The sequence below is a fragment of the Asticcacaulis sp. SL142 genome, from assembly GCF_026625745.1.
Classification (GTDB): Bacteria; Pseudomonadota; Alphaproteobacteria; order Caulobacterales; family Caulobacteraceae; genus Asticcacaulis.
In genome coordinates this window covers 2,658,448-2,680,183 of record NZ_CP113061.1, presented here as the reverse complement: position 1 = coordinate 2,680,183, position 21,736 = coordinate 2,658,448, and the positions used below count along the sequence as shown (strand labels likewise).

General features: G+C 58.6%; 21 protein-coding genes. 11 read left to right on the top strand and 10 right to left on the bottom strand.

Annotated features, from left to right (window positions below):
- Positions 1 to 3 precede the first annotated feature (3 nt).
- The 7 genes from OVA03_RS12215 (at position 4) to OVA03_RS12185 (ending at position 6,351) form a co-directional block, all read left to right on the top strand.
- Positions 4 to 657 (top strand): nicotinate-nucleotide adenylyltransferase, encoded by a 654-nt coding sequence (locus OVA03_RS12215; protein ID WP_267524981.1) that lies wholly within the window; start codon positions 4 to 6, stop codon positions 655 to 657.
- A 141-nt stretch (positions 658 to 798) separates the two neighbouring features.
- The gene (gene rsfS / locus OVA03_RS12210; protein WP_373295577.1) at positions 799 to 1,251 is read left to right on the top strand and encodes a ribosome silencing factor; all 453 of its coding nucleotides are present in this window, start codon (positions 799 to 801) and stop codon (positions 1,249 to 1,251) included.
- Between the two features lie 12 nt (positions 1,252 to 1,263).
- Positions 1,264 to 1,743 carry a 23S rRNA (pseudouridine(1915)-N(3))-methyltransferase RlmH gene (gene rlmH / locus OVA03_RS12205; protein ID WP_267524979.1) on the top strand — a complete coding sequence of 160 codons (480 nt, stop codon included), beginning with the start codon at positions 1,264 to 1,266 and terminating at the stop codon, positions 1,741 to 1,743.
- Between the two features lie 85 nt (positions 1,744 to 1,828).
- Positions 1,829 to 2,908 (top strand): murein hydrolase activator EnvC family protein, encoded by a 1,080-nt coding sequence (locus OVA03_RS12200; protein ID WP_267524977.1) that lies wholly within the window; start codon positions 1,829 to 1,831, stop codon positions 2,906 to 2,908.
- Between the two features lie 149 nt (positions 2,909 to 3,057).
- The gene (locus OVA03_RS12195; protein ID WP_267524975.1) at positions 3,058 to 4,542 is read left to right on the top strand and encodes a S41 family peptidase; all 1,485 of its coding nucleotides are present in this window, start codon (positions 3,058 to 3,060) and stop codon (positions 4,540 to 4,542) included.
- A 103-nt stretch (positions 4,543 to 4,645) separates the two neighbouring features.
- Positions 4,646 to 5,869, top strand: coding sequence for a divergent polysaccharide deacetylase family protein (locus OVA03_RS12190; RefSeq protein WP_267524973.1), 1,224 nt, complete (start codon positions 4,646 to 4,648; stop codon positions 5,867 to 5,869).
- Positions 5,866 to 6,351, top strand: coding sequence for an RNA pyrophosphohydrolase (locus OVA03_RS12185; protein ID WP_267524971.1), 486 nt, complete (start codon positions 5,866 to 5,868; stop codon positions 6,349 to 6,351). Before OVA03_RS12190 ends, OVA03_RS12185 begins: the two co-directional genes overlap by 4 nt.
- Here the strand turns inward: OVA03_RS12185 and OVA03_RS12180 are convergent.
- The 6 genes from OVA03_RS12180 to OVA03_RS12155 form a co-directional block, all read right to left on the bottom strand.
- On the bottom strand, positions 6,341 to 7,597 hold the full coding sequence (locus OVA03_RS12180) for a hypothetical protein (RefSeq protein WP_267524968.1): 1,257 nt from the start codon (positions 7,595 to 7,597) through the stop codon (positions 6,341 to 6,343). The two genes, OVA03_RS12185 and OVA03_RS12180, sit on opposite strands and share 11 nt — an antisense overlap.
- A 96-nt stretch (positions 7,598 to 7,693) precedes the next feature.
- Positions 7,694 to 7,969, bottom strand: coding sequence for an ATP synthase F1 subunit epsilon (locus OVA03_RS12175; RefSeq protein ID WP_267524966.1), 276 nt, complete (start codon positions 7,967 to 7,969; stop codon positions 7,694 to 7,696).
- Between the two features lie 153 nt (positions 7,970 to 8,122).
- Positions 8,123 to 9,571 (bottom strand): F0F1 ATP synthase subunit beta, encoded by a 1,449-nt coding sequence (gene atpD, locus OVA03_RS12170; protein ID WP_267524964.1) that lies wholly within the window; start codon positions 9,569 to 9,571, stop codon positions 8,123 to 8,125.
- Positions 9,572 to 9,765: 194 nt separating this feature from the next.
- Positions 9,766 to 10,644 (bottom strand): F0F1 ATP synthase subunit gamma, encoded by an 879-nt coding sequence (locus OVA03_RS12165; protein WP_267524962.1) that lies wholly within the window; start codon positions 10,642 to 10,644, stop codon positions 9,766 to 9,768.
- Positions 10,645 to 10,726: 82 nt separating this feature from the next.
- Positions 10,727 to 12,259: a F0F1 ATP synthase subunit alpha gene (gene atpA, locus OVA03_RS12160; RefSeq protein WP_267524960.1), complete on the bottom strand. Its 1,533-nt coding sequence runs from the start codon at positions 12,257 to 12,259 to the stop codon at positions 10,727 to 10,729.
- Positions 12,260 to 12,264: 5 nt separating this feature from the next.
- Positions 12,265 to 12,819 carry a F0F1 ATP synthase subunit delta gene (locus tag OVA03_RS12155; RefSeq protein ID WP_267524959.1) on the bottom strand — a complete coding sequence of 185 codons (555 nt, stop codon included), beginning with the start codon at positions 12,817 to 12,819 and terminating at the stop codon, positions 12,265 to 12,267.
- Between the two features lie 302 nt (positions 12,820 to 13,121).
- On the opposite strand from OVA03_RS12155, the gene OVA03_RS12150 reads away from it, so the two are divergent.
- Both OVA03_RS12150 and OVA03_RS12145 read left to right on the top strand, forming a co-directional pair.
- Positions 13,122 to 13,868, top strand: a complete 747-nt coding sequence (locus OVA03_RS12150; protein WP_267524957.1) for a TerC family protein — start codon at positions 13,122 to 13,124, stop codon at positions 13,866 to 13,868.
- Between the two features lie 67 nt (positions 13,869 to 13,935).
- Positions 13,936 to 14,559, top strand: coding sequence for an SOS response-associated peptidase (locus OVA03_RS12145; RefSeq protein ID WP_267524955.1), 624 nt, complete (start codon positions 13,936 to 13,938; stop codon positions 14,557 to 14,559).
- On the opposite strand, the gene OVA03_RS12140 is transcribed toward OVA03_RS12145, so the two are convergent.
- Positions 14,554 to 16,773, bottom strand: coding sequence for a primosomal protein N' (locus OVA03_RS12140; protein ID WP_267524953.1), 2,220 nt, complete (start codon positions 16,771 to 16,773; stop codon positions 14,554 to 14,556). The genes OVA03_RS12145 and OVA03_RS12140 overlap by 6 nt on opposite strands.
- A 78-nt stretch (positions 16,774 to 16,851) precedes the next feature.
- Here OVA03_RS12140 and OVA03_RS12135 point away from each other — a divergent pair, with 78 nt between their 5' ends.
- Positions 16,852 to 17,547, top strand: coding sequence for a DUF484 family protein (locus OVA03_RS12135; RefSeq protein WP_267524951.1), 696 nt, complete (start codon positions 16,852 to 16,854; stop codon positions 17,545 to 17,547).
- Positions 17,548 to 17,636: 89 nt separating this feature from the next.
- Positions 17,637 to 18,554, top strand: a complete 918-nt coding sequence (locus OVA03_RS12130) for a tyrosine recombinase XerC (protein WP_267524949.1) — start codon at positions 17,637 to 17,639, stop codon at positions 18,552 to 18,554.
- Here OVA03_RS12130 and OVA03_RS12125 read toward each other — a convergent pair.
- The 3 genes from OVA03_RS12125 to OVA03_RS12115 all read right to left on the bottom strand — a co-directional run bounded on the left by OVA03_RS12125 (position 18,551) and on the right by OVA03_RS12115 (position 21,560).
- On the bottom strand, positions 18,551 to 19,042 hold the full coding sequence (locus OVA03_RS12125) for a hypothetical protein (RefSeq protein ID WP_267524947.1): 492 nt from the start codon (positions 19,040 to 19,042) through the stop codon (positions 18,551 to 18,553). The two genes, OVA03_RS12130 and OVA03_RS12125, sit on opposite strands and share 4 nt — an antisense overlap.
- 66 nt (positions 19,043 to 19,108) lie before the next feature.
- Positions 19,109 to 19,864, bottom strand: a complete 756-nt coding sequence (locus OVA03_RS12120; protein ID WP_267524946.1) for a vWA domain-containing protein — start codon at positions 19,862 to 19,864, stop codon at positions 19,109 to 19,111.
- Between the two features lie 121 nt (positions 19,865 to 19,985).
- Positions 19,986 to 21,560 carry a RecQ family ATP-dependent DNA helicase gene (locus OVA03_RS12115; RefSeq protein WP_267524944.1) on the bottom strand — a complete coding sequence of 525 codons (1,575 nt, stop codon included), beginning with the start codon at positions 21,558 to 21,560 and terminating at the stop codon, positions 19,986 to 19,988.
- Between the last annotated feature and the right edge of the window lie 176 nt (positions 21,561 to 21,736).

Genomic DNA, 21,736 nt, shown 5'->3' with positions numbered 1-21,736 from the left:
ATCATGTGGTTCGCCGGTCCCGCCCCTCTTTATCATTCTGTGCGGCCCGGTGCGTTGCGTACCGGCCTGCATCTGGAGCGCGGCATGACCATCGGGCTGTTCGGCGGCTCATTTAATCCAGCCCATGAAGGCCATGCCCATGTCGCCAATACCGCGCGCATCGCCTTGGGGCTGGATAAGATCATCTGGCTGGTATCTCCGCAGAACCCTTTGAAATCAAACCATGAAACTGCACCTCTGTCCGACCGCATCGACGCCATTCGCCCCTTCATCGGGCCGCGTGACATAATATCTGATTTTGAAACCCGCATTAAGGCGAACTATACGCTCGACACCCTACGCGCCCTCAAAGCCCGCTATCCCGGCGTCAGGTTTGTCTGGATCATGGGCGGCGACAGTCTGGCCTCATTCCATCGCTGGCGCGGCTGGACGCAGATCGCCCATATGATCCCGATGGCCATAGTGTCGCGGCCGGGTGCCTTGATGAACAGCCGTTTCTCACCGACCGCACGCCGTTTTGCCCATGCCCGCCACCCGCAAACCGCGGCCAAAACCCTTGCCCGTCAAAAGGTTCCAGCCTGGACCTATCTGACCGGCCCGCTCCATACCGCCTCATCGACGGCATTACGTAATTTACGGCGTAAAGCGGTCACATAGAGGTGGTCGCTCTTTCGTATCCATCAAATGATACCATTTGATGGGAAAACGCTCTAAAATTACCCACAGCCCTAACCAACGCGGATGACCTTGGCGATTTAATGTGCTAAGGTCTGCGCACTATCTGTAATCTAAGGAACCATGACACTGTCTCGTCAACCGGCCGAAACGGCCCCGTCCACCCTCGCTGATACCGGCGACTCTGCCATTGATCTCAGTAGCCTGTCCCCGGCGGACGGCGAAGATCTGGCGCTTGAAACCCTCATCCTCAACCGTCTGGATGACGATAAGGCGCAGGATATCGTCTGCATTGACCTGCGCGGTAAATCGTCCATGGCCGATACCCTGATCATCGCGTCGGGCCGTTCGCATCGCCACGTCGGCGCTCTGGCTGACCATGTGCTGCGCGCGCTTAAGGACTCCGGACACGGTAAGGCCAAGATCGAAGGCCTTCCGGCGTGCGACTGGGTATTGATCGATGTGGGTGATGTGGTCGTACACCTGTTCCGCCCGGAAGTGCGCGCCTTCTACAACATTGAGAAAATCTGGTCGGTTTCCGCGACCGGCACTGGCCATACGGTTTCTACCAACTAATCGCCCGCTCATATGAAGCTAATATTGGCGGCGGTCGGGCGCTTAGGTTCGACCCCTGAAAATGCCCTTGCCCGTGACTACCTTCAGCGCGCCTCCAATACGGGGCGCGCTTTAGGTTTGGGGCCTGCTGAACTGCTCGAAATCGAGACTAAGAAAACCAATAAGGCCCCCACGAAAGCTCAGGAAGCCGAAGCCATTCTGGCCGCCCTCGGCGAGGGTGTGGCCATCGTCACCTGCGACGAACGCGGGGAGCTTCTGACCTCACGCCAGATCGCCACCCGTATCGATAAGTTCAAGGATCGCGGTGAGCGCAAGATGGCGTTTGTGATTGGCGGGGCCGATGGTCTTGATCCGGAACTGGTGAAGACCTCCGCCTTTTCGCTGGCCTTTGGCCCTCAGACCTGGCCCCATGCTCTGGTTCGTCTTATGCTGGCCGAACAGATGTACCGCGCCACCACCATCCTTGCCGGGTCACCCTATCATCGGGATTGAGCGCGCCGCCGTTCCGCGGTATCTCTGCGTCATGATTTGGCGGTCAAACAGGGTCATAAGGTTTACCGGTCTGGCGGCAGCAGCCATGAGCGCGGTCGTGCTGGTGGCTGTCCCTGTGATGAGCCAATCGAAACCCCCGCTGTCCAAACAGGCGCAGGCCGAACTTGACGCCATCGATGCCCGCCTGAAAGCGGCTGAACGCACGACCGAAACCCGCCGCGCGTCGGCCCGCCAGATTGCCTCCGAGATCGAAAAGTTGCGTGAGCAGATCGTCGCGATCTCACGCCAGCAGGGCGCTTCCGAAAAACGCAGCGCCATCTACCGCGCCAAGCTTGAGACCCTCAATCAGATGGAAGCCGACCTGACCCGCAGGCTGGGGGCGGTACGGGCCAAGCAGTCGCGGCTGCTGTCGGCCCTGCAACTCTATTCGCGCAATCCGCCACCGGCGATTTTTGTGTCGTCACGCCGCGCCAATGACGCCGTGGTTGCCGCCATCATCATGAAGGAAATTACGCCGGAGCTGAAACTGCGCGCCGCCAAACTGTCCGAACAGAACAAAACCCTGATCAATGTCCGCCGCGCCGCCGCCCTGCAATCGGAAGCCCTGTTCGTGTCTGAGAGCGACGTGTCGGAACAGCAGGCCAAAATCGAAGCTCTGATCGCGGAAAAATACGGTCTGGAAGACCAGCTTTTGCGCGAAGCCGATGCGGCGGAACGTCAGGCCCTGTTGCTGAAAAGCCAGTCCGACCGGCTGCGCGGTAATCTGCCGCTTAAGGGACTGTTGGGGGCCACAAAAGATACCCGCCTCAAAGCCCCTCTGCTGGGTCGCAAGGTCGGTGATTTCGGCGTGGACGGCAGTCGCGGCCTGACGCTGGAATCGGCCCCCGGCGCGCAGGTGACAGCCCCCGGTGGCGGCACGGTCGAATATGCCGGGCCACTCGATACCTATGGGCAGGTCGTGATCGTGCGCACCGGCGCGGATGAACGGATCGTCCTGACCGGCCTTGGGCGGGTCTATGTCGATGCGGGCCAGACCGTGATCGCCGGTGAGCCGGTCGGGCGCATGCCCAACCTGTCGTCAAAAAAGACCGAACTTTATCTGGAGCTGCGCCGGGGTGAGACGCCGGTAAACCCCAATGCGCGCTTTGATCTGGCGGCATCTTGAGCGTTAACCGCCTGTTTGCCTCTGTTACGCCATAGTTGCATGTCTGGATAATTTTACGGTCACCCGCCTCGCCCCCTTGTAAATTATGGCAAGGCTCGTAACCTATGATGTTAGGCCAGTTGCGGCATATCTTTGTTTGGACAGCGTTTATGAAGAAGTTTTTGACGGGTGGCGTTGCGGCACTGGCCTTGGGGGTTGGTGCTATGGCCTATGCCAACCAGCCGGTATTCTCGCCAAAATCCGACACCTATGAGATGCTGGAGCTGTTTGGTGACGTCCTCGCCCTCGTTCAGCAGAACTATGTGGTCGAAACCGACGACAAAAAACTGATCGAAGCCGCCCTTGAGGGCATGCTGTCGTCCCTCGACCCCCACTCAAATTATCTGCCCGCCGAAGATTTTACTGATCTTAAGGAAAAAACGCGCGGCTCCTACGGCGGTCTTGGCCTTGAGGTGCAGTCCGAAGACGGCGCGGTCAAGGTCGTCACCCCTATGGACGACACCCCGGCGAGCAAGGCCGGGATCATGTCCGGCGACTATATCACGGCCATCAACGGCACCTCGATCCTGGGGCAGCGGCTCAATGACGCCGTCTCCCAGATGAAGGGCGAGCCCAAGACCGACATCACCATCACCATCGTCCGCGAAGGCCGCGATGAGCCGTTTGATGTCACCCTGACGCGCGAGATCATCAACGTCAAATCGGTCAAGGCGCGCATGGAAGGCGATTTCGGCTACCTGCGTATTTCTTCGTTCAACGAAAACACCGCCAAGGAAGCCCGCGACGCCCTGACCGAGCTTAAGGCCAAACATAAGCTCAAAGGTCTGGTGCTCGACCTGCGCAACAATCCGGGCGGTCTGCTTGATCAATCCGTAGGCGTGGCCGATATGTTCCTGGAAGGCGGCGAAGTCGTCTCCCAACGTGGGCGCGACACCTCCGATATCGTGCGTTATCACGCCAAAAAGGGCGACATGATGAAGGGCCTGCCCATCGTCGTGCTGACTAATCCGGGCTCGGCCTCAGCGGCGGAAATCGTTGCCGGTGCCTTGCAGGATCAAAAGCGCGCCTCGATCGTCGGTCTTACGACCTTTGGTAAGGGCTCGGTCCAGAGCGTGATGGATCTGGGCGAAGGCCGTGCCGTCAAACTGACTATCGCCCGCTATTTCACGCCGTCTGGCCGGTCGATCCAGAAAACCGGCATAGAGCCGGATCTTGAGGTAGCCCAAACCAAGGAGCAGGCCAAGATTATCGCCTCTTCGGCCTTCCAGTATTCGGAAGCCGCCTATAAAAACGCGCTCGATGCCGACGAAGGCAAGGCCCGCCGTGAAAAGCACGAGGTCTCCGAGGTGCCGCCAGAGGATTATGATACCAAAGCCGGTGACTTCCAACTGGCGCGCGCCCTTGATGTTCTGGGCTATAATGGCGATGTCAAAATGGCCGCAGCCCACCCGCGCGGTAAGGCCTACGCCGCCGCCGCAGACGCCAAGCCCGGTTCGCGCTTTGAAAAGAAGATGCAAGCCAAGGCCGCCGCTGCCAAAGATCCGGTGAAGACCACGCCTGCAACGCCAGCAGCCCCGGCCAAGCCACCGGAAACACCCGCTGAACCGGCGAAACCCGCCACGCCGAAACCCTGACAAATTTAACTTTCGTTAGTCTTTGTTAACTGTGAGTCGCGCATATTAGGTCAATGATCTAATATGCGCGTTTATTTTTACGATGCGCTTTCGGGTACGTCAGATGTTCGCTAAATTTAAGGCCACAAGCGCAGCGGCAGGATCGGTGTTTGGTAAGACACCGGCCAAACCCGGCCTTGACCTTAAGACCAGGCTGGCTCCCGTTCTGGCCACCCTCAGTAAACCCTATGTGGCCCCAAGTCTGGCGCTTGTGGTGTTTCTGGGGTTGGGTGCCACCTTTATCGCCCTGTCCTCCGATCCGGACGCCGGTTCCCCCAGCATCCGCGTTAAAATGTCGAAAGAAAAACCAGCCACCGCAGCGGTTACGACGGATGTACCCGTAGCCCCATCCGGGGCCGATGCCTTTACCATCGACTCTCTGGGTCTGTTTGCCGATGCCCCCGTAGGCATGCTGGACGCCAATGGTCAGCCGGTTGATAATCGAGCGGTCATTACCCTGCCCGGCGGTGATGGCAGCACGGCCAATGCGCCGAAACTGAGCGCCCAGCCTCTGCCGCCCGCGCCCATTTCAGGTTTATCACAACCGTCACCCCAAGGCCCGCTGCCAGCCATCGGGCCGAATGGCCAGACCCCGGCGCAGGCCTATGCCCGCCCATTCCGCAGTGATGGTCGCCCGATGGTCGCCCTGATTGTTGGCGGCTTAGGCATCAATCCCGCCACCACCAAGGCCGCGATTGAGCAATTACCCGCCGATGTGACCTTAAGCTTTGTGCCCTATGCCGATAATCTGCAGACCTGGATTGATCTGGCGCGCGCTCAGGGCCACGAAGTTCTGATCGAAATCCCGATGCAGCCGGTCAACTACCCCGATAATGACACCGGCCCGGACACCCTTTTGATCAATACCCGCGCTGATGACCTTAATCTGCGCCTAAACCGGGTTTTGGGCCGCGCTACCGGCTATTTCGGCGTCACCAACTATCAGGGCAGCGCCTTCCTGAAAGATCGCACCGGTGTCGGCGCTCTGACCGGCAGCCTGCGGGCGCGGGGCCTTGCCTTCATTGATGATGGTCAGGGCCGCGCTATTGACGGTGCCGCTGCCAACATGCCGCGCGCCAGTGCCGACCGCATCATCGATCAGTCCCTGACCGCCGCCGCCATTCAGGCGCAACTAGCAGGGTTAGAGACCGCCGCCAAAAGCCGTGGGCAGGCGCTGGGTACCGGCTTTGCCTATCCGGTGACGGTCGCGGCGGCGATTAAGTGGACGCAAACGCTCAATCAAAAAGGGCTGCAACTGGCCCCAGCTTCGGCTATAACGCGCCGATGAACGAAGATCATCTGAAAGCTTACCGCCCCAATGTCGGCATTGTGGTGGTCAATCGTGACGGCAAGGTATGGCTGGGCCATCGCTTTGGCATGACCGGGGCCTATGTCTGGCAGTTTCCGCAAGGCGGGGTCGATGACGGCGAAGAACTGGAGCCCGCCGCCAAGCGCGAGCTTTATGAAGAGACCGGCATGACCTCGGTCGAACTGATCGGCCGCACACAGGATTGGGTCATCTATGATTTCCCGCCCGAAGTGCTGGCACAGAAAAAGATCGGTCGCAATTTCAGGGGCCAGAAGCAGATATGGTTCGCCTACCGCTTTTTGGGCGACGATTCTGAGGTAAACCTGCAAGCCCACGGTGAGCAGGAGTTTGAGGCCTGGGAATGGTGTGATCTCGATAAAGTCATGGACCGGGTCGTGTCGTTCAAGCGCGAGTCCTATCGCGCGGTGATCGATACGTTCAAACCGCTGATTACCGGCTAAATTCGAGTATGACCGGATAATCAGGCAGATCGACAGTCACCTGCCCTTCACCGCCATAGGTTTTGACCGGTTCGTCGCTAATCAGCGGATCATAGAGCGCGCGGGCCTTGGCCCCATCGGGCAGCTTGACCGCCAAGGGCACCGTTGGATTATCCTTGCGCTTCCCCGCCTCACGGACCCAGATCTGGGTTTCGCGCCAGATCACCAGTTGCGTCACCCCATTCGCCTTATCGAGCGCCAGCGCGAAGGTTCCTTCCGGCAAGCTCAGGCGGACCTCAAGCGGACGCGGCGTGAAGTCCTTAGCGCCGCCAGCCTTGTCCTCAATGATGCGGATCAGGTTGCGCACAGCCGTCGCCGCCGGTTTGGGCTTATAGTGGTAATCAAACAGCCCAAAGTGCATCTCACGATGCGGCTCCAGCTTCTGATCCAGAAGTTCATAGAGATATATGCTCGACGCCCCCAGATGGTAGGCATCAAAAAGGCCCATCAGTATGCCCTTGGCCTGGGTGCGTTCATCGACCCCGATGACCAGCCAGTCGATTTCGGGATAGGTCGCATAGCCAAATTCAGTGACTACCCATGGCTTAAGACCATTCAGGCCCTTATGCGCCCCCTCGAAATGCGGGCGCGGCGGATTGCCGTTCTGGGCATAGACGTGCTTGTTGGCATAGTCCCCGCGCGGCCCCAAGGCCTGCGGCGCATCCGCACCTGTCAGGTCATAGATCGGCAGGGATTTCAGGCGCTTACGCTCACGGATCAGGCGAACGGTTTCCAGATGCGCCGCAATCGATGACGCCTCGGTCCGTTCATCGCCATAGGTCACCGGCGCATGGTCGATTTCGTTAAAGCCTTCGATAGCCACAATCCCGCCGGGATAGGCCCATTCGAGATTATCGATCAGATCAACAGGAATCTTTGGATCGTAGTTAGCCCCCGGCCCTTGCCCAAAGACCAGAATATTGAACTTCACGCCCTTTTTCATCAGGTTGGTATAGGTGTTCACACCGGTGCTGCCGCCGACCCAAGGAAACGGCGAGGAGTCGCGGATCAGCTTGATGCCGAGGTAATCCAGCGCCTTATAGACCTCATCGGGCGCGCGATATGATCCGTCAGTGTAGTTGATATGGGTATTTATACCTATCGAGTCGCGCACGTCCTGCGCCCGCAACGGGGTCAAGGTTTCGGCCCAGGCCGGGACAGCAGCGGCGACCAGCAAAGCGCACAGCAGGGTCTTGATCGGTTTCATGTTCAGGGCCTTGTGCAGATTATACCCGCACCCAACCTGCCATAAAAAAAGCCCCGCCGGAAGCGAGGCTTTGATCTTATGCGTTTGCCGACAGAATTAGTGCACGGTCTCAATATATTCGTCGGCGTGTTCGGCCAGAATGGTCATACCCGATGCGTTGACATCGGCAAAGCCGCCACGGACGTTGAACACCCGGCGCTTATCGCCATCAAGGATCACAACTGACCCTTCCGCCAGCGTCGTCATGAACGGTGCGTGGTTAGCCAGCACACCAAATTCGCCTTCGGTGCCGGGGGCGATAACCTGATCGACATCACCGGAAAAAAGTTCCTTTTCCGGGGTCACCAGCGAAACGTGAAGTTTGTCAGCCATGTTGGCTTCCCTGCTCCTGCGGTTTGCTAACGGCAAACCTCAAACAAAAATGCGAAACATTCCCGACGGGCCGCCCCTAGGGAATGTTTCACGATGCTGAACCGGGCTAAAGTACACTGAGCGCAACGCGCGAAGGACTTTAGTCCGAAGTTCTTAGGCCTCGCCCGCCAGACGTTCGGCCTTGGCGATAGCGTCTTCAATCGTGCCGACCATGTAGAAGGCGGCTTCCGGCAGGTGATCGTAATCACCGTTGCAGATGCCCTTGAAGCCCTTGATGGTGTCTTCGATGGTCATCAGAACGCCCGGTGTGCCGGTGAAGATTTCGGCAACGTGGAACGGCTGCGACATGAAGCGCTGGATCTTACGGGCGCGGGCCACGATCGCCTTATCTTCTTCGGACAGTTCGTCCATGCCGAGGATGGCGATGATGTCTTTGAGCGCCTTATACTGTTGCAGGATTTCCTGAACGCGGGTGGCGGTCGAGTAGTGCTCTTCACCGACAACGCGCGGATCAAGAATACGCGAAGTCGAATCGAGCGGGTCCACAGCCGGGTAGATGCCTTGCTCGGCGATTGAGCGCGACAGAACGGTGGTCGCGTCCAGGTGAGCGAACGAAGCGGCAGGAGCCGGGTCGGTCAAATCGTCGGCGGGGACGTATACGGCCTGAACAGAGGTGATCGAGCCCTTGTTGGTCGAGGTGATGCGTTCCTGCAGCTTACCCATTTCGGTCGCCAGCGTCGGCTGATAGCCCACGGCGGACGGGATACGGCCCAGCAGAGCCGACACTTCGGAACCGGCCTGCGTAAAGCGGAAGATGTTGTCGACGAAGAACAGAACGTCTTTGCCTTCGACGTCACGGAAATATTCAGCCTGAGCCAGACCGGTCAGGGCGACGCGGGCGCGCGCACCCGGAGGCTCGTTCATCTGACCATAAACCAGCGAGCAACGTGAGGTGCCGCCACCGCCATGTTCGTTCACCTTGGATTCGATCATTTCGTGGTACAGGTCGTTACCTTCGCGGGTACGCTCACCCACGCCAGCAAACACCGAATAGCCACCGTATGCCTTGGCGATGTTGTTGATCAGTTCCTGGATGGTCACGGTCTTGCCGACGCCGGCGCCGCCGAACAGGCCGATCTTACCGCCCTTGGCGTATGGGCAGATCAGGTCGATAACCTTGATGCCCGTGACCAGCAGTTCTGCCGAGGTCGCCTGATCCGCAAAGGCCGGGGCGTCAGCGTGGATCGGGTTGAAGAACTTGGTTTCAATCGGGCCAGCTTCGTCAATCGGCTCGCCAATGACGTTCATGATACGGCCAAGGGTGGCAGGCCCCACCGGAACGGTGATCGGGGCGCCAAGGTCGGTGACTTCCTGACCACGCACCAAACCTTCGGTGGCGTCCATCGCGATGGCGCGGACGGTATTTTCACCGAGGTGCTGAGCGACTTCGAACACCAGACGCGCACCCGAGGCGGCGTTCGTGGTTTCCAGAGCGTTCAAGATGGCGGGCAGATTACCATCGGGGAATTCGACGTCAACGACGGCGCCGATGATCTGGGTGAGGCGGCCTTTATTAGCCGTAATCTTTTGATGGGCGGACATGATAACCTCGTTTCACTTGAAAGTCCCTCGCGGTGCTCGGTGTACTTTCAAGTGGGTTGCGTTAAGGCCAAATTCTGGTTTGGGGCGGCCATGTTTGGGCAGTCTGGCACCAGAATTTGAAGTTGTTTACATTACTCATTTTTCTAAGGAAAAGTACACTTAAGCGTAAGCGAAGGACTTTTCCTTAGAGTCGTTTAGATGGCTTCAGCGCCAGCGATGATCTCGATCAGTTCGGTCGTGATCTGGGCCTGGCGTTTACGGTTATATTTCAAGTTCATCGCTTTGATCATTTCGCCCGCGTTGCGCGTGGCGTTATCCATCGCGCTCATCTGGGCGGCGTAGAAGCCGGCGGTGTTTTCCAGCAGGCTGGACAGGATCTGCACCGTCAGATTGCGCGGCAGCAGGGTTTCCAGAATCTCTTCTTCCGACGGCTCATACTGGTAAACCGCGTCCGACCCGCTAGAGGGCTCTTCGGCAGCATCAATCTGGGCCGGGATCAGTTGCTTGGGCGTCGGCACCTGCGAGATGACCGACTTAAAGCGCGAATAGAACAGGGTCACGACATCGGCGCGGCCATCGTTAAATTCAGCGACCGCCGCATCGGCGATCGGTTGCACGGCGTCCAGCGTCAGGACTTTGTGCGCCGACATATCAAAAGTTGCGATGATACGGTCAGCATATTGGCGCTTAAGCTGGTCATTACCCTTACGGCCAACGGTGATGATCTTGACACCCTTGCCCTCAGCGATCAGGCCGTTGATGTACTCGCGGGCCGCGCGCACGATCTGGGAGTTAAAGCCGCCGCACAAACCGCGATCAGAGGTCGATACGATCACCAGATGATTTTGCGTAGAGCCATTGCCACCCAGCAACACAGGCGCGCCGTCACCGGACACGCCCTTAGCCAGATTGGCGATGACAGAGGCCATACGCGCGGCATAGGGACGGGCATTTTCCGCCGCATCTTGAGCGCGCTTAAGCTTCGCCGCCGCCACCATCTGCATGGCTTTGGTGATCTTCTGCGTGGCTTTCACGCTGGCGATCTGGTTGCGCATGTCCTTAAGACTTGCCATTGGAACTCCTCTCATTCGAAAAACAAGTTTTCGAATGGGTTTATCTTGTTAGACAAGACCTGAGCTGGCTCAGGTCTTGGGTTTAGGCGAAGTTGCTGCCGAAATCGTTCAGCGCGCCTTTGAGCGTTTCTTCGAGTTCCGGCGACAGGGCCTTCTTCTCGCGGATGCTGGTCAGGAGGGCGCTTTGCTTGCCGTGCAGGTAGCTGATGAATTCACGCTCAAAACGGCCGATGTCGGACACGGCGATCTTATCGAGGTAACCACGGGTACCGGCATAGATCACACAAACCTGCTCTTCGACCTTCAGCGGCGAATATTGCGGCTGCTTCAAAAGCTCGGTCAGGCGCGCACCCCGGGCCAGCAGGCGCTGGGTGGCGGCATCGAGGTCAGAACCGAACTTGGCGAAGGCCGCCATTTCGCGGTACTGAGCCAGGTCACCCTTGATGGCGCCGGCAACCTGCTTCATCGCTTTGATCTGAGCGGAGGAACCGACGCGCGACACCGACAGACCGACGTTCACCGCCGGACGGATGCCCTGATAGAACAGGTCGGTTTCGAGGAAGATCTGACCATCGGTGATCGAAATCACGTTGGTCGGGATATAGGCCGACACGTCGTTGGCCTGGGTTTCAATGATCGGCAGGGCCGTCAACGAACCGGAACCATTGTCTTCGTTAAGCTTGGCGGCGCGTTCCAGCAGACGTGAATGGAGGTAGAAGACGTCGCCCGGATAGGCTTCGCGGCCCGGCGGACGGCGCAGCAGCAGCGACATCTGGCGATAAGCCACAGCTTGCTTGGACAGATCGTCATAGATGATCAGGCCGTGCATGCCATTATCGCGGAAATATTCACCCATGGCGCAGCCCGAGAACGGGGCCAGGAATTGCAACGGGGCCGGCTCAGAGGCGGTCGCGGACACCACGATGGTGTATTCCAGAGCGCCGTTTTCTTCGAGCGTCTTGACGATCTGCGCGATGGTCGAACGCTTTTGACCAATGGCGACGTAGATGCAGTACAGCTTGGCCGACTCGTCGGTACCAGCGTTAGCGGCCTTCTGGTTCAGGATGGCGTCGATGGCGACGGCGGTCTTACCCGTTTGACGGTCACCAATGATCAGCTCGCGCTGGCCACGGCCAACGGGGATCAGGGTGTCGATCGCCTTGATGCCGGTTTGCACCGGCTCATGGACCGATTTACGCGGGATGATGCCAGGCGCCTTTACGTCAACGCGGCGGAATTCAGTCGCTTCAATCGGGCCCTTGCCGTCGATCGGCTCACCCAGCGGGTTGACGACGCGGCCGAGAAGGCCCTTGCCGACCGGAACCTGCACGATTTCACCGAGGCGCTTAACTTCGTCGCCTTCCTTGATTTCGCGGTCTTCGCCGAAGATAACGACGCCAACATTGTCTTTTTCCAGGTTCAGGGCCATGCCCTTAACACCGGCCTTTGGGAATTCGACCATTTCACCGGCCTGAACCGAATCAAGGCCGTGAACGCGGGCGATACCGTCACCGACCGACAGAACCGAACCGACGTCGGAGACATCGGCGTCTTCACCGAAACCGGCAATCTGAGCTTTGAGGATGGCCGAAATTTCGGCGGCATTAATGTCCATGAGTATTACGCTCTCTTAAGGGCGAATTTGAGGGAATCGAGTTTGGTTTTGAGGGACGCATCAAACAGACGCGACCCGACGCGGACCTTAAGCCCGCCTAGGATGGCCGGATCGACCAAAGTAGTAATATCAGCCTCACGGCCCAGCGCCTTGGCCAGTTCCGCCTTGAGGTTTTTGAGTTGACCATCGTCAAGCGCCACCGCCGACGTTACGGTCGCGGTCACAATGCCTTTGTGGGCCGCATAAAGCGAATTGAAACCTGCAATCGTCGCCGCCAGTTGATCCAGACGGCCTTTTTGGCCCATCAGGTTCAAAGCTTTTGTGGTCAGGGCGTTCAGCTTGGCTTTCTTGGCAACCGCCAAAAGACCTTTAAGTTTCAGGTCACTGGCGAAGGCTTGTGACCCCAGCACGCGGCGCAGATCAGCGCTTTCCGTGATCAGGGCCTTAAGCGTGGCGAAGTCTTTGTAGACCGCTTCAAGGGCACCGCCATCGCGCGCCAGCTCGAAGATCGCTTTGGCATAACGATTGCCGACTTCGTTCTCTCTGAAAATATCGCTCACAGCTCATCCAAAAGATTTAATTATAAAGCACACGGACACCGCTACACGGATGGCGTTCTCATGGCGTGGATCGCGGCCTATTAGCATGTGACTTTGCGCATCGCAACCAAGCAAAACCGCATTGCCTGAAAAAATCTTGACACAATTCGCAAACAAAACCGCACAGAGTGCATTGCGCTATAGTATAATTGCCCTATCTAAGAATCTTATGCCCGGTTGCGCACGGCATGACAGCGTTTACCGCAACCGGCACAGTTCTTTATTCATGGCATCCGGTGCGATGCAAGGGGAGATAAATTCTAATGGACCAGATTCTGGCCCTGTTTGCTGATCCCGCCGTTTGGGCGGCGCTCGTTACACTTATTGTCATGGAAGTCGTCCTTGGGATCGACAATCTCATCTTCATTTCCATCCTGACCAATAAACTGCCCGAAGCCCAGCGCGCCCGAGCCCGCGCCATCGGTATCGGCGGCGCCTTGGTTATGCGTATCCTTCTGCTGTTCACCCTGTCGTGGATCGTGGCGTTGAAGGAGCCTGTGATCACGCTGATGGATAAAGGCTTTTCCTGGCGCGACATTATCCTGATCGTGGGCGGCCTGTTCCTGGTCTATAAGGCCACCAAGGAAATCAATCATGCCACCGAAACCCATGTTAAGGACGGCGAACTTGAGACCCACGAAAAGCCGCCGGTAACCAGCAACATCGCCGCCGCCATCGCTCAGATTCTGCTGCTCGATCTGGTGTTTTCAATCGATTCGATCCTGACCGCCGTCGGCATGACCGATCACCTGCCCATCATGGTCATCGCCGTGATGTTCGCGGTGTTTGTGATGTTCGTGGCCTCTGGCCCTATCGCCAACTTCATAGCCAAGCATCCGTCGATTGTCATGCTGGCGCTCGGCTTCCTGCTGATGATCGGTATGGTGCTGATTGCCGAAGGCTTCGGCGCTCACATCGAAAAAGGCTATATCTATGCGGCCATGGGTTTCTCGGCCTTTGTCGAGTTCCTGCAGATGTTCCGGCGAAAGAAATCCGGCACGGCGCATTAAAATACGCAAACCAGCCTGAGTTTTACGCCCCCGTCATCAAACGGGGGCGTTTTTATGAGAGGGACAGATGTGCGGACGCTTTAAACGCCACAGTAAATTCTGGGATTGCATCTTTGAGATTCTCAGCATGACGGCGCCAGCCCCGGACATTAGTGGCGATGATGAGATACGCCCGACCGACCTTTATCCGATTATCGGCGCGCGCCCGGAGGGTTACGCCGTAAAGTCCGCCCGCTGGAGCCTGATCCCGCGCAGCCACGTTGGGCCGGTCAAAGCGTTTAAACTGACAACCTTTAATGCCCGCATCGAGACCGCCGCCACATCAAACGTGTTTGCAACGCCGTGGCGCAAGCGCCATTGCCTGGTGTCCGCTGACGCCTTTTGGGAATGGTCGGGCGACAAGGGCCACAAGCAAAAATGGCAGATCACCCGCGCCGACAATCATCCGCTGATGTTTGCGGGGTTGTGGGACCGCGCCGAAACCGCCGATGGCCCCGTCACCAGCTTAACGATACTTACCCGTCCGGCCGGTGAAGACATGGCCCCCATCCATACCCGCGAGCCGGTCATTCTGCATCCAGACCAATGGCGGGACTGGCTCGACCTCGCATCTATCGCCGATCTGTCTCAACCGGCACCTGTCGGCACCGTTCGCGCTCTGACGGTAACCACCAGCGGTTCATTGTTATAGAAAACTATACGGGTCGATATCGGTGACTACGCGAATAATATTGGGCTTTTTCACGGTTCTCAACCACGCCGCCATAAAGGCCTGAAGGTCGCGGTTACGGTCAGCGCGCACTAAAAAGCGTTTGCGCCACTGCCCGCGTACCAGACTTAACGGCGCATCGGCTGGCCCGTAAACCTCGACCCCATCAGTATTGGGAATGGTCAGGGCGAGTTCGCGTGAAAACCGGTTAAGCTCAGCCTGATCCTTTGACGACATGATCACCGCCGCCAGCCGCCCGAACGGCGGAAACTTGGCCAGTTCGCGCGTCATCTGCTCATAGGCGTAAAAGGCCTCACGGTCCTGGGCCTTAAGCGCCTGCATCACCGGATGTTCAGGGCTGTAGGTTTGCAGCAGAGCCATACCCGCCTTGTGCGCGCGACCCGCCCGCCCGGTCGCCTGAGCCAGCAACTGAAACGTCCGCTCCGCCGCCCGTAAATCCCCGCCCTTAAGACCCAGATCAGCATCGACAATCCCGACCAGCGTCAGATTCAAAAAGTTATGACCCTTGGCCGCTGCCTGAGTGGCGACCAGTATATCGGTGTCATGGTCCTGCACCCGTTTGATCAGGGCTTCGGATGAGGCCGCATCGGGCGTGGTATCGGAGGAGAAAATCTCAGCCCGTGCCGCCGGAAAGCGCGACCGCACTTCCTCCAGAATACGCTCCACCCCCGGCCCGATCGCCGCCAGACTGTCGAGCGCCCCGCAGTGTGGGCAGCGATCCGGTTTTTTCATCGAAAACCCGGTCAGGTGGCAGACCAGCCGCCCGGTTGCCCGGTGTTCCACCAGCCAGCTATCGGTATTCGGCGCGGTCATGCGCTCTCCGCACGCCCGACACAGCACCAGCGGCGCATAGCCGCGCCGGTTCAGGAACAACAGCACCTGCTCCTTGCGCGCCAGAGTGCGCTCAATCTCAGCCACCAGCGGGGCCGACAGCCATAGCGGATCGCCCATCTCGGTCTTGCCCGGCGGATGGGCCTTCATGTCGATCAGGTGGATATCCGGCAGTTGCGCTGTACCGTGGCGCTCCGTTAGGCGTATCCACGCATAACGGCCCTTTTGGGCATTGCTCAGGCTTTCCAGCGACGGGGTCGCCGAGGCCAGAATGATCATGAACTTGTCACGGTGAGCGCGCACCACCGCCAGATCGCGGGCCTGATAACGCACACCCTCTTCCTGCTTGTAGGAGCCGTCATGTTCCTCGTCGACCACGATCAGATCAAGTTTACGGTACGGCAAAAACAGCGCTGAACGGGCCCCGACCACCAGCCGCACCTCACCGGAGGCCACCCCTTCCCAGATTTTGCGCCGCTGTGAGGGCGTGAGAGCCGAATGCCAGGGGACGGGATCGGCCCCAAACCGCGCCTTTAACCGCGCCATAACGGCTTGGGTTAGGGCAATTTCCGGCAGCAGGATCAGAACCTGCGCCTCTAAGTTGCGCAACAATGCGCGGGCGACCGATTCCAGATAAACCTCGGTCTTGCCCGATCCGGTCACCCCATCCAGCAGCACCGCACAAAACCCGCCCACGGCCTGTTTTTGACGCAGCAGTTCGTCGGCGGCGGCCTGAGAGGGATTAAGTGCCGGAGTCTTAAACTGTGGATTTGGGGCGGCGAATGCTTCAGCCTCGACCTCAACCCGCGCCAGTACGCTCTCAGTTTCCAGCCCCTTGATGACGGACGACGATACGCCTGCCGCCAAAGACAACTCGGTCAGACTGAGCGGGTGGACGGCCTGCTCCATGACCCGTTCCCGGGCCTTGGTCAGTTTCGCCGGTTGTGCGCCCGTCAGGACATAGGCCTGTTTTATGTGCGCCTTCGGGGTTTTAAGTGCACCAATGCAGCCATTCAGGAACACCCCCGGCGGGGTCAGGGTCCAGCCCGCCGCCCACAACCAGAACTCAAGACTGGCGCGCGGCACTGGCGGATCGTCGATTTTCGCCACGACGGCTTTGAGTTTGAAATGGGTCGCCTGCGTCGCCTCAACCGACGCCACCACCCCGCGCACCTTATGGTGGGCCAACGGCACCATGACATGATCGCCAACCTCAAGCGTCATCCCGTCCAGCACCGCATAGTCCAGCACCTCGGCCATCGGCGCTAAAACCGCAACCTTTGCCACCACCTGAGACGGCAGATCAAAATCTAACAGGGTGGGGTTGATATCGGACGGGCTCATAATCTAAAGTGAGATATAGGTTTTACGCGGGTTATCAAGACCGTTACGGTTAATCCGCCTGTTGGGGCTTAAGGGCATATGGCGACCGAAATCAGCGATAGCGAAAACGCGGCCCCTTCTGGCGTCCATGACGACTGGGCTGATGTGCGCGCGCGCCTGCCGCAATTTGCCGATAAGCTCAAGGCCGACCGGCCCTTGCTGGATAGTCTGGGCCTGAAACCGGCCTCACGTAATCTGATTGATTTCGGCCCGGCGGCGCTGGCGCGGCTTGAGGCTAAGGCCCTGAAAGATATCGATGTTCGCCGCCAGATGGAAGCCACAGCGCGAGCCAATTTCGATGCCCAAAACCAGACTCACGGCATGGTACTGAACCTGATGGAGGCGCGCAACCACTCCGATCTGGCCCGCCGCCTGAACGAGGAGGTCAAGCACCGCTTTGGGCTTATGGCCGCCACCATCGCCTTAGAGGATACCGGGCCGGTGCCGCTGGGGTGGAAGACGCTTGATTACGGCGGCGTCGATTACATCATCGGCGAAGAGGCCCTGTCGCTGCTGGGGCCCGATGCCGTGGCGCGGGTTCTGTTTGATGAGGACGTTAAGCGCATCAAAAGTGCGGCCGCCCTGCGCATTTCTCTGTGGCGTGAAGGCCGGCCGGGGCTGGTGTCATTCGGGTCGGCCGATTTCGACGGCTTTACGCCAGACATGGGCGCAGAACTGGTCGCCTTTGTGGCCCGCGTGGTCGAACGGGTAGCGGACCGGTGGCCGGTTTTGTAAATCGCAAAAAAGTTTGGCCTGAAGGCAAAATACGTTTTCTTTGGAAGTATCGTAAACAAATCCTTACGATTGAGCCCTAGCTTGTTACCATGATCCCGATTGATGAGGCCCGCCATCAGTGGTTACTGTACCTCAAGGCTCAGCGGCGCGTGGCGCCCAAGACGCTTGAGGCCTATGCCCATGCGACCGCGCTCTATTTCGGGCATCTGCGCGGAGCGATTGGCGATAATCTGAATCTGACTGATCTGTCTGAGCTGACGTCCGCCGATATCCGCGGCTGGATGGCCCATTTGCGCGCCAAAGACCTGCCCCTGTCGCCGCGGTCGCTGGCCCAGCATCTGTCGGCGATAAAATCGTTCCACAGCTATCTTGATCTGCATCTGGGGATCGCCAACACCCATGTCGCTCTGATGCGTGGGCCGCGCCTGAAAACCACATTGCCCCGCCCGCTCAATCAGGATCAGGCCATCGGTCTGATGCAGGACACTCTGATGCGCGACGACCTTGAACCGTGGGAAGCCGCGCGCGACCGGGCGGTGTTTATGCTGCTGTATGGCTGCGGGCTGCGCATTTCTGAGGCGCTGTCGCTGACGGTCAAGGACACGCCGCTGTCCGATACCCTGCGCATGATGGGTAAGGGCAACAAGATGCGCATTGTGCCGGTGCTGGATGAAGTGCGCGCCGCCATTGACGCCTACAAAGCCCAACAACCGTTTAGCCTGAAACCTGCTGACAAACTGTTCCGTGCTAAACGGGGCGGAGACCTGTCCGCCCGTCAGGTGCAGACCAGCATGGCCCATATGCGCGGACGATTAGGGCTGACCGATCGCGCCACCCCCCATGCCCTGCGCCATTCCTTTGCCACTCACTTGTTGGGGGCAGGGGCCGATCTGCGTTCCATTCAGGAATTGCTGGGCCACGCATCGCTCTCAACTACCCAAAAATATACTCAGGTCGATACGGAACGCCTGCTGAATGCCTATGCCGCCGCCCATCCGAAGGGCTAAAACAACTCCAGAAACCGCTGATACTGTGCCTCACCGCCACAGACCGCACCGCCATCGGCAATCGATGCCTTGGCACCCAAAGCCTGCGCGCAGGCCACCGCGGCAGAAACTATATCGCCCGCGATCACCGGATCATGAACCTGGACACTTTGCACCGACCCCGATAAGCCCTGACGCACCGGCGGCTGGTAGAGGCTAACGTTGCGCGACGTGGATGCCAATGAGGCTTTGCGAACATAGTCCATGCCGGTCAATTGCTCAGCCAGCGAGCCACGTCCGCTAATCAACGCCAGCCCCAGGGTCAGTTCGGCATAAGGCCCGCCGGTCTCGGCCTTTTGACGCAACACCGGCATGGGATCGGTCAGAGCCCTTTCAACATAGCCCATAGCAATTTTTCGACCGGCATCGTTGAGGCCCACCGGATCATTGGTGACGCAACCGCTCAAAGCCAGCAGCGCCGTTAACACCATACCTTTGAAAATGCGCATGACACCCCCGAAAACATCCCTCACGGCCTTATGCCATGAGGGCTGCAAGCTGAGAACCCGAAAAGGCTACTGCCCCTGCTTTTGTTTGACGGCCTCTTCCTTGGCGGCGGCGCGGTCTTCGGCATCAAAGGTCACCGGTGCCGGGGCGGCAGGGGCGGCCACGCCGTAGTCACGGCTCTTTTTAGCCAGGCGTTGCATGGTCTCGCGCAGAGCTGATTTATCAACGGCCATGGATTTGGTGCGTTCAATCCCCACGCCATCGGCATCGGAAAAGTTTGAGAAATCAGCGCCCAGGAACACCACTTCCCAACCGCGCTTTTTGGCGGCATCGAGGGCGTCTTTAGTACTTTTCTGGGTCATTTCGCGTGAGGCATTTTCCTGCCCGTCGGTCATGATGACGATGACGGCTTTTTTGGGATTATCCTTAGAGGCGGTGGCGATAATCTGGCCGATCGCATCATAAAGCGGTGTCATGCCGCGCGGTGAGGCTTCGGCATTGGTGAGATCCTGCCAGTTCAGCGGTGCCACCTTATCACGCAGAACATTGAATTGCAGGCCGTCCTGCGCATCAAACACCGCCAAAGTGACCCGCGTGTTCAGATGCCGGTCAAAGGGTTTTGAGGGATCGGACTTACCCACATTTTCAGCATAGGCGTTGACCGAACTTAAGGCCTCCGCCCACATCGACGACATGGAACCGGTACGGTCGAGCAGAATATAGGTATTGAGATCGGCAGGCTTTTGGCGAATATCAGCCTGAACATTGGACGCAACGCTTAATGATACTGTGAGGGCCATAGCGGCCAAAAGCAGCTTGCGCATCTTTCATTCCCCGTGCGGATCACAATGATCCTGAGACTGAGGCTGCGCGTGGATAAAGGCGCATACACGGCGCAATCATGGCGCGATATTTGTCTTTTAACGTCGGGATTGTGGCAGGGTTTTAGGCGCGCAGTTCGACCCGGATTTCGCCGCGGAACAATTGCTTGAGCAGATCGGCGTCTTTTAGCCCGATGATCGGCTTATTGCCGTCGAACATTTCCTCGGCCGCGATGCCGAGCGCTTCGCAGTAATCCAGCACCAGCGCCAGTTCATCGGCGTCGTAACCCTTAGCCACGCCAAAGGTTTTCATGCGCGTGCTGAAATCCTTGGGGCCGGACTCTTTGCCCAGCACATGGTCAATCAGCTTTTTGCGCCCGCGCGGGCCATTGAAGCGATAGAGCGCCGACATCAGCATCTGCGCCGCCTCGGTCAGATCAGTCGGTTTCGTGCGCGACAGGCAGTTATCACAATGGCCGCACGGCTTGCCCGCCCCTTCACCGAAATATTGCCGCACCATGTCCTGACGGCAGCCGGGTTCCATCATGAAGCGGTGAAAGCTGAGGGCCTTTTCCTGTGTGTGGCTTTGGGCCGGCACACCCTCACGATCGCGCAGGTTCTGACGGCGTAGCGCCCAGCCGAGATCGGTCGAGGTATAGAAGCACACCCCCGCCGCCGGTTTGCCGTCGCGCCCAGCCCGACCGACTTCCTGCCAATAGGCCTCCAGTGAGGCCGGCGGATCGGCATGGATCACAAAGCGCACATCGGCCTTATCGATGCCCATGCCAAAGGCGATCGTCGCCACCATGATCGGAGTATAACCGCTTAAAAACCGTGTCAGCCGGTCTTCGCGCTCCACCGCCGACAACCCGGCATGATAGGCTTCGGCGCGGTAGCCCTGATCTATGAGTTGCCGCGCCAGCTTTTCGGTGCCGTCGCGTGAGCCTGAATAGATGATACCCCCGGCCTTGGGCTGTTTTTTCAGCACCTCCAGAATGTGCTTGATCACCGGCCCCTTGCGGCGCACGAAGCGCAACGACAGATTGGGCCGGTCAAAGCTGCCTATAACCTCAGTAGCGTGGCCAATGCGCAGCGCGGCTTTTATGTCCTGACGGGTATGGGCATCGGCGGTGGCAGTCAGCGCCAGGGTTGGCACATTGGGAAACAGTCCCTTCAGTTGCCCCAGAGCACGGTATTCAGGCCGGAAATCATGGCCCCACTGGGACACGCAGTGGGCTTCGTCGATTGCAATCAGATTAACGTCAAGCTGCGCCAGCCGGTCAAGCACATAGGGCTGCACCAGTCCTTCGGGTGACAGATACAACAGATCAAGATCGCCGTCGCGGGCGGCATCCCACAGGCGGGCGCGCTCAGCCGAATTCAGCGACGAATCCATGCGTGCGGCGCGCACACCCTTGGCCTCAAGGGCCTGCACCTGATCGCTCATCAGGGCAATCAGCGGCGAAATCACCAGACCAAACCCTGGCCGGATCAGGGCGGGGATCTGATAGCACAAACTTTTCCCGCCACCGGTCGGCAGAATGGCCAGCACATCATCGCCGCGCAAAATCGCCTCAATGACCGGGGCCTGCTGGCCACGAAAGCGCTCATAGCCAAAGGTATCACGCAGGCACTTTACCGCCGCCGCCATATCAGCGGGCGCGGATGCGTCTGATAATTGCCGTAAGGCCTGACTCATTAAGCACTTTTCATGTGATTCTATATATCCTATGAGCTATAAGCCTATTCGGGGGGCCTTTCACAGTTCAAAAACAGGCGTGACGCTGCTTTAAAACGCGCGCATAATTTTGACGAAATTAACCCTGAAACTAAAGCGCTTTCCGAAAAGTGTAATGCGGTTTTCGGATACAAAAG